This window comes from Microbacterium umsixpiens (assembly GCF_053543675.1).
In genome coordinates, this window is the sequence record NZ_JBLVOH010000213.1 from 22,981 (window position 1) to 34,356 (window position 11,376).

Annotated in this window: 13 protein-coding genes; 9 read left to right on the forward strand and 4 right to left on the reverse strand. The window is 68.1% G+C overall.

Features of this window, described 5'->3' with window-relative positions; all coding sequences use genetic code 11:
• Window positions 1-35: 35 nt before the first annotated feature.
• Window positions 36-1,766 carry a cation:proton antiporter gene (locus ACNPM4_RS18350; protein ID WP_448986648.1) on the reverse strand — a complete coding sequence of 577 codons (1,731 nt, stop codon included), beginning with the start codon at window positions 1,764-1,766 and terminating at the stop codon, window positions 36-38.
• Window positions 1,767-1,805: 39 nt separating this feature from the next.
• Complete coding sequence (locus ACNPM4_RS18355) at window positions 1,806-2,129, reverse strand: MerR family transcriptional regulator (RefSeq protein ID WP_029262454.1); 324 nt, start codon at window positions 2,127-2,129, stop codon at window positions 1,806-1,808.
• A gap of 126 nt (window positions 2,130-2,255) precedes the next feature.
• Between ACNPM4_RS18355 and ACNPM4_RS18360 the strand changes: the two genes are divergently transcribed.
• The 3 genes from ACNPM4_RS18360 (at window position 2,256) to ACNPM4_RS18370 (ending at window position 4,142) form a co-directional block, all read left to right on the forward strand.
• The gene (locus ACNPM4_RS18360) at window positions 2,256-2,678 is read left to right on the forward strand and encodes an Hsp20/alpha crystallin family protein (protein WP_029262455.1); all 423 of its coding nucleotides are present in this window, start codon (window positions 2,256-2,258) and stop codon (window positions 2,676-2,678) included.
• 94 nt (window positions 2,679-2,772) lie between these two features.
• Entirely contained in the window at window positions 2,773-3,813 is a 1,041-nt protein-coding gene (locus tag ACNPM4_RS18365) for an LLM class flavin-dependent oxidoreductase (protein ID WP_448986649.1), read from the forward strand.
• Window positions 3,814-3,932: 119 nt separating this feature from the next.
• Window positions 3,933-4,142, forward strand: coding sequence for a methyltransferase (locus ACNPM4_RS18370; protein ID WP_262001556.1), 210 nt, complete (start codon window positions 3,933-3,935; stop codon window positions 4,140-4,142).
• A gap of 45 nt (window positions 4,143-4,187) precedes the next feature.
• Here ACNPM4_RS18370 and pheA read toward each other — a convergent pair whose 3' ends face one another.
• Window positions 4,188-5,138: a prephenate dehydratase gene (gene pheA / locus ACNPM4_RS18375; RefSeq protein WP_448986650.1), complete on the reverse strand. Its 951-nt coding sequence runs from the start codon at window positions 5,136-5,138 to the stop codon at window positions 4,188-4,190.
• Between the two features lie 78 nt (window positions 5,139-5,216).
• Between pheA and pgm the strand changes: the two genes are divergently transcribed.
• From pgm to ACNPM4_RS18405, 6 genes are all read left to right on the forward strand, one after another.
• On the forward strand, window positions 5,217-6,860 hold the full coding sequence (pgm, locus tag ACNPM4_RS18380; RefSeq protein WP_448986651.1) for a phosphoglucomutase (alpha-D-glucose-1,6-bisphosphate-dependent): 1,644 nt from the start codon (window positions 5,217-5,219) through the stop codon (window positions 6,858-6,860).
• Between the two features lie 115 nt (window positions 6,861-6,975).
• Window positions 6,976-7,314 carry a hypothetical protein gene (locus ACNPM4_RS18385; protein WP_105711939.1) on the forward strand — a complete coding sequence of 113 codons (339 nt, stop codon included), beginning with the start codon at window positions 6,976-6,978 and terminating at the stop codon, window positions 7,312-7,314.
• Window positions 7,315-7,478: 164 nt separating this feature from the next.
• Window positions 7,479-7,856: a hypothetical protein gene (locus ACNPM4_RS18390; RefSeq protein WP_448986652.1), complete on the forward strand. Its 378-nt coding sequence runs from the start codon at window positions 7,479-7,481 to the stop codon at window positions 7,854-7,856.
• On the forward strand, window positions 7,857-8,972 hold the full coding sequence (locus ACNPM4_RS18395) for a peptidoglycan-binding domain-containing protein (protein WP_448986653.1): 1,116 nt from the start codon (window positions 7,857-7,859) through the stop codon (window positions 8,970-8,972).
• A 14-nt stretch (window positions 8,973-8,986) separates the two neighbouring features.
• Window positions 8,987-9,622: an ABC transporter ATP-binding protein gene (locus ACNPM4_RS18400; RefSeq protein WP_448986654.1), complete on the forward strand. Its 636-nt coding sequence runs from the start codon at window positions 8,987-8,989 to the stop codon at window positions 9,620-9,622.
• A 47-nt stretch (window positions 9,623-9,669) separates the two neighbouring features.
• Window positions 9,670-10,713, forward strand: a complete 1,044-nt coding sequence (locus tag ACNPM4_RS18405) for an ABC transporter permease (RefSeq protein ID WP_448986655.1) — start codon at window positions 9,670-9,672, stop codon at window positions 10,711-10,713.
• Between the two features lie 9 nt (window positions 10,714-10,722).
• Here the strand turns inward: ACNPM4_RS18405 and ACNPM4_RS18410 are convergent.
• Window positions 10,723-11,376 (reverse strand): cell wall-binding repeat-containing protein (locus ACNPM4_RS18410; protein ID WP_448986656.1); only part of this gene is annotated, 654 nt, incomplete at its 5' end.

Below are 11,376 nucleotides of genomic sequence, written 5' to 3' on the forward strand. Positions count from 1 at the left end.
GCCCCTCTCGGGACGGGGCGCTCTGGCGTTTCAGGTCATGCCCGGCTCTGCTGACGGGTCGCGCCACGGGTGTCGAGCGCGAGCTCCTCGGCATCCATCGCGGCGATCAGCTCGCGCATCACCTCTTCGTCGAGGTTGCCGGCATCACGCTCGGCGAGGAGGATCTCGCGCCGCACCTGCAGCCATCCCCGGGACAGGGCGACGAGGTCGTCGTAGGACGGGCGGCTCGCGGCATCCTCCACCTTCTGCGCCTCGTCGGTGTCTTTCTCGACCCGCGTCATGCGCTTCGTGAAGGCATCGAAGACACTCAGGTCGACCTCGCCGTACTTCGCCTCCCACTCGACCCGCTTCTCGGCGAGGAACGCCTTGCCGGCCTCGCGGCTCTTCGCCCTGACGTCGGCGAGCGCCGCTTCGTCTTCCTTCTCATCGGCGTCGCTGGCGATCCCGAGGCTCCGGATGAGCAGCGGCAGTGTGAGCCCCTGCAGCAGCAGCGTGCCGACGGTGACGATGAACGCGACCACGACGATGGCGTGCGAGGCCTCACTGTCGAGCGTCGCGAGGTCGGCGGCGGCCACCGCGATCGCGAGGGTGACCACGCCGCGCATACCCGCCCAGGAGATGACGGCGCTGTCCTTCCAGGTGAGCTTGAGCCCCGCCATCCGGTCGCGCACGATCTGGCTGCGCAGCTCGTCGGCGGTGTAGTCCCCCCAGCGTCGGGACTTGCGGTGCCGCTTCGCGAACTCGCCGCTCTGCACGCCGCGATCCCACCGTTCGAGCTTCCTGCGGTCCTGGAAGTTCGCCCAGGCGCTCGTCGGATAGATGTAGAGCGGCCGCACGATCAGGACGACCAGCAGCACGGCCCCCGAGAGCAGGAGGATGTGCCCGACCGACTCGCTGCCGAGATCGCGGAGCACCCGCGGGAACTGCAGTCCGATGTAGGCGAACACGAAGCTCTCCAGCAGCAGGTCGGCCGAGAGCCAGAGCGGCTTCTCCTGCTGACGGGTCGTGTAGTCGGTGCGCGGGGAGTTGTACCCGACGTAGAGACCCATCGCAACGACGGCGAGGACCCCGGAGCCCAGCAGATGCTCGGCGATCGCGTAGGCGCCGAACGGAGCGAGGAGCCCGAACGTGCCGATCACGACCGCATCGCTGATGCGCATCCGCAGCTGGTGCAGGACGATCCCGAACACGAGGCCGATGCCGACCCCGATCGCGACGGCCAGCAGGAACTGCCCGATCCCACCCCAGACCGAGACCGTGGCGCCGGCGAGGATCGCCGCGAACACCCGGTACAGCGTGAGCGAGGTGGCGTCGTTGATGAGGCTCTCGCCGGAGAGGACGGTCATGATGCGACGCGGCAATCCGAGCCGGCGACCGATCGCCGCGGCGGACACCGCATCGGGCGGGGCGACGATCGCACCGAGCAGCAGCGCGCCGGGGAGGGTGAGCGCGGGGAAGATCCACCAGGCCACGAATCCGACGGCGAGTGCGGTGATCAGCACGAGCCAGATCCCGAGCCGGCGGATCTGCGGGAGGCTGCGCTTGAACCCCACGAACGAGACGTCGAGCGCGGCCGAGTACAGCAGCGGCGGCAGCACCAGGCTGAGGAGCAGGTGCCCGTCGATGTCGATGTCGGGGACGAACGGGAGGAACGAGACGGCGAGCGCCACGACCGTCACCAGCAGCGGCGCCGGCCACCCTCGTGAGCGCGCGAACGCCGCCACCGCGACCGAGCCGACGAGGACGTAGAAGATGCCTGCTTCCATGAGGGAAGCGTATCGCCGCCCTGCATGGCTTCCCGACGCTCAGGAGCGGTGGGAGGTGGGCCTTTCCCGATCAGAGGCGGACGCGGAATCGTCGGCGAGGGATTCGCGCAGGTCGGCGTTCTCGTCCTGCAACTCGAGCACCCGGGCGATCCCGACGATGTTGAGGCCGTCGTCTCGCAGCTGCGCCGCGCGCCGAAGCCGGTCGATGTCGTCGTCGCTGTAGCGCCGGGTGCCGCCCTCGCTGCGCGCCGGCAGGAGCAGACCCTTGCTTTCGAACAACCGGAGCGTCGCCTCGGGAAGGTCGACGAGCTGAGCTGCCACGGCGATGCCGTAGAGCGGTGTGCGTGAGTCGCGGTGCGTCATCCTGAAAAGTCCCTCAGCTCGGGTTGCGAGTTCTCCGAAGTTGTTCTATAAAAAATCTATAGCACGAGATGCAGATAACCTGCATCGAATCACCGCCCAACTGGGCCGCACGAAAGGAGACACCCCATGGCACTCACCTTCGATCCCTTCAGTCAGCTCGATCGCTTCGCCGCGAGCGTGCTGGACTCCGTTCGCGCACCCCGGCTGATGCCGGTGGATCTGTACCGCGACGGCGACCGGTACATCCTGCACGCCGACCTGCCGGGAGTCGATCCCGGATCGATCGACGTTGACCTCGACGGCGGCCAGCTGACCCTCCGGGCGCAGCGCACGGCCGACAGTCGAGAAGGAGTGCGCTGGCTCGCCCGCGAGCGCGGTGCCGGCTCGTTCCTGCGGCAGTTCTCGCTCGGCGAGGGCGTCGACCTCGACGGCATCAGCGCCTCGTACGACAGCGGCGTGCTCTCGGTGATCATCCCCGTGAGCGAACGCGCCAAGCCGCGCAAGATCACCGTGGAGTCGACCGAGCAGCGCCAGGCCATCGACGCCTGATCCACCGGGGGTGGCGCCGCGCGCGCCACCCCCGCCACGCCGGTCGCGGCCTGATCGGGGAATGCCGGAGAGCGGCGGCGGGTTGTCCCTCGGGATGAATGACGTCGCCCTCTCCGTCCTCGACCTCGTCCCGGTGCGCACCGGCCAGACCAGTGCCGAGGCCATCGCCGCCTCCCTGTCCCTCGCCGAGACCGCCGATCGGCTCGGCTACCGCCGCTACTGGTTCGCCGAGCACCACAACATGCCGTCGGTGGCATCCACCACACCCCCGGTTCTTATCGCGGCGGCCGCCACCCGCACCTCCCGCATGCGCCTGGGCTCCGGCGGTGTGATGCTGCCCAACCACGCCCCGCTCATCGTCGCCGAGCAGTTCGCGGCGCTCGAGGCCATCGCCCCGGGACGCATCGACCTGGGTCTCGGCCGCGCCCCCGGCAGTGACCCCGTCATCACGCAGCTGCTGCGCGGCTCGGGCACCACGAGCGACGTCGAGCAGTTCCCCCGCCACGTGCAGGACATCGCGGCGCTGCTCTCGGCCGAGGGCGCCGCGCTGCGGTTCACCTCGGGCGGCGAGTACACCGTGCGCGCGACACCCGCCGCGACCGGCACCCCCGAGGTGTGGCTGCTCGGGTCGAGCGACTACTCGGCACAGCTCGCCGCCTCGCACGGCCTGCCCTACGTCTTCGCGAACCACTTCTCGGGTCAGGGCCTCGAGCGCGCGCTCGACCTGTACCGCACCGGCTACCGTCCGAGCGAGGAGCACCCGGAGCCGCGCACTTTCCTCACGGTCAACGCGGTCGCCGCACCCTCGCAGGAGGAGGCGGAGGCGCGCGCCCTCCCGCAGCTGCGCATGATGGCGCGACTGCGCCTGAACCAGCCGCTCGCCGCTCTCGAGACCGTCGAGCAGGCGGCCGCCGCCGAGACCGACGCGGCGACCGACGAGGTCGTGCAGGCCGCCCGCTCGCGGTGGTTCGTCGGCATGGGCGAGAGCGTGGCCGCGGAGATCCGCGCCTTCGCCGAACGATACGGCGTCGACGAGGTCATGCTGTCTCCGGTCGCAGGCGCCTACGACGCCGAGCCGAACGACGCACCGACCGGTCGCGCACAGACACTCGAGCTCATCGCCGCCGCGCGCTGATCACCTGTCAAGCCCTGGTTTTCCCGCCGGTTCAGGCGTAGCGTCACGAACAGTGCCGTCGACAGGGGCGCCGCCCCTTCGGCGATCGCACTGTCGGCAGCAGCAGAAGGAGTTCGATGATGAGCACCACCAAGACTCTCGCCCTCTGGGTCGCCTATGGCCGCAACGGCGTCGTCGGCAGCATCCGCCACGATGACGCCGGCTACACGGTGACGATGGTCGGCTCCGACGAGGCGACCGGGACGTACCCGAACCTCGCTTCGGCCAAGGGCTCCCTGCATTCCCATATGGCTCCGGGCAGCGACTGGCCCCGCTTCCAGGAGCACTGAACCACGGCATCCGCCTGACCGTGCTGGGCGGTCGGGCGGGTGACGTCAGACGTCGGGCTCGCCGGAGAGGATGCCGCGCAACCAGTCGCGCGCCTCGATGAAGATGTCGTCGGAGTAGCGCTCGGGGTAGTGCACGATCTGCCGGTCGGCGCGCGGGTACGAACCGAGGAACACCACGCGAGGGCTGAACCGCCGGATGCCGAGCAGCGCGTCGGCCATGCGCTCGTGCTCGATGTGCCCGTCGGCGTCGATGACGAACCGGTAGCGGCCGAGCTCGTCGCCGATCGGCCGCGACTCGATGAGCGACAGGTTGATGCCGCGGGTAGAGAACTGCTCGAGCATCTCGAGGAGCGAACCGGGGTGGTCGTGCGGGAGCTCCACGATGAGCGAGGTCTTGTCCGCCCCGGTCGGCTCGGGCGAACGGGTCGTGCGGGTGACGAGGACGAAGCGAGTCACGGCCTGGGCGTTGTCGCCGATGCCCTCCGCGAGCACGTCGACGTCGTAGTGGGTCACGATGCCGGGTGCCGCGATGGCCGCCTGCGCGGGCAGCGTGCCGTCGAGGACGCCGATCGCGGATGCGACGTTGCTCGATGCGGGCACGTGCGAGTGCGAGGGGAGGTGGGCGCCGAGCCAGCCGTGGCACTGGGCGTACGCGACCGGATGCGCCGCGATCACCTCGACCTGGTCGAGCGTGGTCCCCCGCGGCGCGACGAGCACGAAGTTCACCCGCACCAGGTATTCGCCGATGATGCGGAGGCCGGGGAGCGTCGCGAGGGCATCCTGCGTGGCGGAGACGCCGCCCTCGATCGAGTTCTCGATCGCGATCATCGCGGCGTCGCTGCGGCCCTCGAGCACGTCGGCCAGAGCTTCGCCCACGTTGTGCACGGAGCGCCACTGCTGACCGCGGGCCTCGGCCACCTGCTCCAGCGCCGCCTCCGTGAAGGTTCCGGCAGGGCCCAGATAGCTGTAGGTACGGCGTTCAGTCACGGGTTTCACCTTATCCCCCAGCTGACAGACCGATATGCGGATGACTTCGCGGATGCGATCCTGCCGATCAGGGGGCAGACTGAAGAGATGACCAGCCGTGCCGGCCTCCCCGCGGAGGAAAGTGACCTGATCGACGTCGACGAGCTGATCGCCGCCTACTACGACCGCGCACCGAACCCCGACGTCGCCGCCGAGCGGGTCGTGTTCGGCACCAGCGGCCACCGTGGGTCGTCGCTGTCGAACAGCTTCAACGAGAACCACATCCTCGCCACGACGCAGGCGATCGTGGACTACCGGGCCGCCCAGGGCATCGCCGGTCCGCTGTTCCTCGGTCGCGACACGCATGCGCTGTCACTGCCGGCCGAGCGCAGCGCGATCGAGGTGCTGCTCGCCAACGGCGTGGACGTGCGCGTCGACTCGCGCGACTCGTGGGTGCCGACGCCGGCGCTCAGCCACGCGATCCTCACGTACAACCGCGGCCGCGCGGCGGACGACCCGGGCCGCGCCGACGGCATCGTCGTGACCCCGTCGCACAACCCGCCGCGTGACGGCGGCTTCAAGTACAACCCGCCGCACGGCGGACCCGCCGACACCGATGCCACCGGCTGGATCGCCGACCGGGCGAACGCGCTGATCGCCGCGGGGCTCGAGGGCGTCAAGCTCGTGCGCTTCGCCGACGTCGACTGGGACGGGCTCAACGGCTACGACTTCCGCGACGCCTACGTGCGCGACCTGCCCTCGATCATCGACATCGACGCGATCCGCAACGCCGGGGTCAGCATCGGCGCCGACCCCCTGGGCGGAGCATCCGTCGAGTACTGGTCGCTGATCGCCGAGATGCACGATCTCGACCTCACCGTCGTGAACCCCGAGGTCGATCCGACCTGGCGCTTCATGACTCTCGACTGGGACGAGAAGATCCGGATGGACCCGTCGTCGCCCTCGGCGATGGCCTCGCTGGTCGCGAAGAAGGGCTCATACGACGTCCTCACCGGCAACGACGCGGATGCCGACCGGCACGGCATCGTCACCCCGGATGCCGGGCTGATGAACCCGAACCACTACCTGGCCGTCGCGATCGACTACCTGTTCTCGCACCGGCAGGACTGGCCGCGGGATGCCGCGATCGGCAAGACGCTCGTGTCGTCGATGATCATCGACCGCGTCGCCGAGTCACTCGGCCGGCGGTTGTTGGAGGTGCCCGTCGGATTCAAGTGGTTCGTGCGCGGTCTGCTCGACGGCTCGGTCGCGTTCGGCGGCGAGGAGTCGGCCGGCGCATCCTTCCTCCGTCGAGACGGCTCCGTCTGGTCGACCGACAAGGACGGCATCCTGCTGTGCCTGCTGGCCGCCGAGATGATCGCCGTCACCGGCAAGACGCCGTCGGAGCGCTACCGCGAGCTGGAGGCTGCCTTCGGCGCATCCGCCTATCAGCGCGTCGATGCTCCCGCCACGCCCGAGCAGAAGGCGACGCTCGCGAAGCTCGCTCCCGAGGCCGTGACGGCGACGACTCTCGCCGGTGAGGACATCTCGGCGAAGCTCTCCCACGCCCCCGGCAACGGCGCGGCCATCGGCGGGCTCAAGGTGCAGACCGAGCACGCCTGGTTCGCCGCCCGACCGTCGGGCACCGAAGACGTCTACAAGCTGTACGCCGAGAGCCTGCGCGGCCCGGAGCACCTCGCCGAGGTGCAGGCCGAGGCGCGCGCCGTGGTTTCGGCTGCGCTCGAGGGCTGAGGCAACCGCCACCAAAACGGGTATGTCCCCCAGAAGGGGGACATACTTTTCTCACCTCTACCCGTATCGTCAGTAATGTTTTACACATCACTCACGATAGGGAGAGGCCATCACTATGGAAACGAAGAAGCAGATTCGACTGGGGCTGATCGGAACGTTCAGCGCGATAGCACTGGTCGCGCTCACCGCGCTGCCCGCCGCCGCGATGACGACGTACTACGGCCCGCACGACTGTTACTGGCCCATGCACGCGTATGTGGAAGGCTCCGCTACGAACACCGTGACGCTGAAGATCACCGGGACGGCGCGAACGGGAACCAAGTCCGGAACCTGGGGCAACGGCGCCGTCGCCACCCGCCGCTACGTGAACAGCCCCAACGAGGATCAGCAGAGCGGATCAGCGTACACGAGCGCCTCCCGTTGGGTATATCAAGGCTACGACTGCAGCTACTGAGGTCGGTGATGAAGCGAACCGCAGCGGTGCTACTCAGCGCAATCATCGCAACCCCCGCACTACTCCTCGGAGGATGCGCGAGCTCAGCCCCGGAGCCGCGCGCGACTGCGGAAAGCGTGGATCTGGGGATCGATCCAGAGTTCGGCAGCACCATGGCGTCATGCATGGTCGATCACGGATGGGACGCGGACGTCACCGGCGACGGCGGAGTGTTGAGCAACGTCCCCGATGGACAGGAAGAGCCGTATGACGCAGACCTCGCGGAGTGCGCGAAGGAGAACGGACTCGACAAGATCGCCCCCGCACTCACCGAACCCGAGTTGAGGCTGCTTTATCTCATGGAGCTGGACACGGCCGAGTGCATCCGCGGTCAGGGCCTCGATCCAGGGAGCCCACCGAGCGAGCAGACCTTCGTGGAAGGTGCACTCGCCGATGGGAACGCATGGGACCCGTACGCGGAGGTGTACACGACCTCGAACTCCCAGGTCACCGAAGACGAGTACTTCGCACTTCTCGAAGAGTGCCCTCGGCCGGGATACTAGATGTCGTCATCACCTGTCGACTCGGCATACCGCGAGGACATCGCCGGACGGCCTCGCGGTCGCCTGCGCGGTGCGATGATCCTCGCGGCCATCGCCCTGCTGGTGATCGGTGCCGCGAGTACTTGGGCCGTCGTGACGGTCCTCCGTCCCGCCGACGATCCTCTGTCCTCGGCGGGACACTCCTTCGTCGCGGTGGAACACGGCAGTGTCGGGTACGCGGTGAGCCTCAACACGATGACTGAGTGGGCGCAGCAGCCCATCGGCACCAACCGTGCCGCGGGTATCGTCACGGATATCGCCGTCGAAGCAGGCACCGCGGTCACCTCCGGCACCGTGCTCTACACCGTCGATCTGCGTCCGGTCGTCGTCGCTCAGGGCGCCGTTCCGATGTTCCGATCCCTCGGTCTCGACAGCGCGGGCGCGGACGTTCGCCAATTGCAGGAGATGCTTCGCGACAGCGGCCAGTACGGCGGCAGCATCGACGGGGTGTTCGGCGAGGGAACCAAGGGCGCCGTCAGCCGCTGGCAGAGGACGCTTGGCGCACAACCGTCGGGGATGGTCGACGTCGGTGACGTCATCTTTGTGCCGTCGCTACCCGCGCGCGTGACGCTCGACACCGCCGTGATCAATCGCGGGGCAACGCTCACCGGGGGCGAGAGTGTCGTACGCGGACTCTCGCCCGCTCCGACATTCCAGATCCCCGTCACCGAGGCTCAGGCGGCGATGATGCCCACCGGAACGAAAGTCGAGATCACCTCTCCGCGCGGAGAGACATGGGAGGCGACCGCCGAAGAACAACTGCGCGGTGACGAAGGCGCCATTGATATCCGTCTGAGCGCACCGGACGGAGAGGTCATCTGCGCAACCGCGTGCAGCGAGATACCGCCTACGGGCACGACCGCCCTCCGTTCACGGATCATCGTCGTCGCCGAAGTCGAAGGACTTGTCGTGCCCTCTGCGGCGCTGGTGACCGTCGCAGACGGATCGACAGCTGTTGTCGATGAGGACGGGCGTGAGGTCGCGGTGAAGGTCGTTGCGTCTGCGAAAGGGATGTCGGCGATCACCGGGGCGCGGCAGGGGTTGCGTGTACAGATCCCCGGGAGTGCGACGAAATGAGGTCCGCGACCGGCATGAGGTTGCGCGCCGATGACCTGACCTTCCGGTACGACGCCGATCATCCGCTCATCGAAGGCTGGTCGGCAGAATTTCCCGCCGGTTCGACAACGGCGCTGACGGGCCGGTCTGGCCGCGGAAAGTCAACGGTGCTGTACCTGCTCGGCCTCATGCTGAAGCCGAGCAGCGGGGACGTGTTGATCGATGGGACTTCGAGCCGTGTGTTCCGCGATGCGCAGCGCGCGCATCTGCGCGCCGAAAGGTTCGGATTCGTCTTTCAGGATGCCGGCCTCGACACCACGCGATCCGTGCTGGACAACGTCACTGAGACGGCTCTGTACCGCGGACTGCCTCGACACGCTCTCGAGCCGCGAGGACACGAGCTTCTCGCGCGGTTCGGTGTCGATGTGCCGGCGCAACGCAAACCCGGGCAAGTGTCCGGGGGTCAGGCACAGCGCATCGCTCTCTGCCGGGCTCTCCTCAACGCGCCGGACATTCTCTTAGCCGATGAACCCACGGGAAACTTGGACCCGACGACGGCAAGCGTCGTCGTCAAGGCACTGCAGGATCATGCCCGCGCGGGGGCCGCTGTCATCATCGTCACGCACTCCCCCGAGGTCGCGAGCGCGTGCGACCGGGAGATCACACTGTGATCGGTCCTGTTCTCCGCGAATCGCGAGCGGCGATCCGCTCCCAACCGGTGGCTTCCATCATCACGGTCCTGATGGTCGTGGGCATGATCGTCGTCGTCATGCTCACCACCGGGCGCACCGTCGGTGCCGAGCAGAACGTTCTCAACTCCATCGACTCCGCAGGCACGCGCTCGATAACGATCCGCGCCGATCCCGATTCCGACCTCACCGCCGACGTTCTCGACCGGATCGACGGGATCGAAGGGATCGAGTGGGCCGCGGGCTTGTCGGCTGCGGTGGATGCCACCAATTCGCGCGTGCCAGGCGGGGCGCACGTTCCCGTTCGCCTCGCCTACGGCGCCGACCTCGAGCGACTAGGAATACCCCATGAGTCCCCGTTACCAGGCGCCCTGGTTTGGGAGTCGGATCAGGCAGCGGAGCAGCTCGGCACTCCAGACTTCGTCGGTGGAGTCTCAATCGTCGACTCGGGCGGCGCCTTCGGCATAGGCGGGCGACTTGAGGTTCCAGAATTTCTTCGGAGATTCGAGCCTCTGGCGCTGGTCCCACACCCCGTCGATGGCGACGAGCGAATCGCTGTCCTTATCGTCATCGCCACGTCACCCGAACTCGTCGGCCCGATCAGTGAGACAGTCGTATCTCTGCTCGGCGTCGAAGACGCCTCGAAGACGAAGGTACAGACGAGTGAGGCGCTGGCCGATCTGCGAGGACTAATCGACGCGCAACTCCGCGGATTCTCCCGAGGCCTCGTGATCGCTCTCCTCACTCTGACCGCCCTTCTGGTCGCTGTTCTGCAGTACGGCCTGGTGCTGATGAGGCGAAAGGATTTCGGCCGGAGGAGGGCGCTCGGGGCGAGTCGCGCGCTCATCATCACCCTCCTCCTGATGCAAACCGCGGTGCTCTGCGTCATCGGCACCGGGATCGGAATCGGCATCTCGCTCGTCGCGCTCGCCGCGAGTGGCGACCCCTGGCCAGGGGCGACCTTCACCGGAGCGCTGGCGGTGGTCGCTGTGAACACGGCTCTCGTCGCTGCCATCGCTCCGGCGATTCTGGCGAGCCGTCGAGAACCGATCAACGAACTCCGAATCCCGTGAATTCTGTCGTCAGCGCTTGACGTAGGTCTCGGCCTGCTTCTTGACCGCCTCGGTCACCACACCCGTGCCACCGAGGATGACGATCTTCTGGGGCTTTAGACGCGCCAGCTCCGCCGCGACCACCGGCGGCAGCGCCCCCGGCTCCGTCAGGAGCACCGGACCACCGAAGTGCCCCGCCGCGGCCGCACCGGCCAACGCATCCGGGAAGTCCCGCCCGTTCGCGAGATACACCACCGGCACGCCAGCTGTCGGGAACGACGCCACCGAGACCGCTACCGCCGTCTCATACCGACCCGGCCCCGACTGACGAGTCACACCGCCCGTCGTGTACGCACCCGCCTGCTTCTTGACCGCCTCCGTCACCACACCGGTGCCACCGAGGATCACGATCTTCTGCGGCTTTAGACGCGCCAGCTCCGCCGCGACCACCGGCGGCAACGCGCCCGGCTCCGTCAGCAGCACCGGACCACCGAAGTGCCCCGCCGCCGCCGCACCCGCCAACGCATCCGGGAAGCCTCGCCCGTTCGCGAGATACACCACCGGTACGCCCGCCGTCGGGAACGACGCCACCGACACCGCCACCGCCGTCTCATACCGACCCGGCCCCGACTGACGAGTCACACCGCCCGTCGTGTACGCACCCGCCTGCTTCTTGACCGCCTC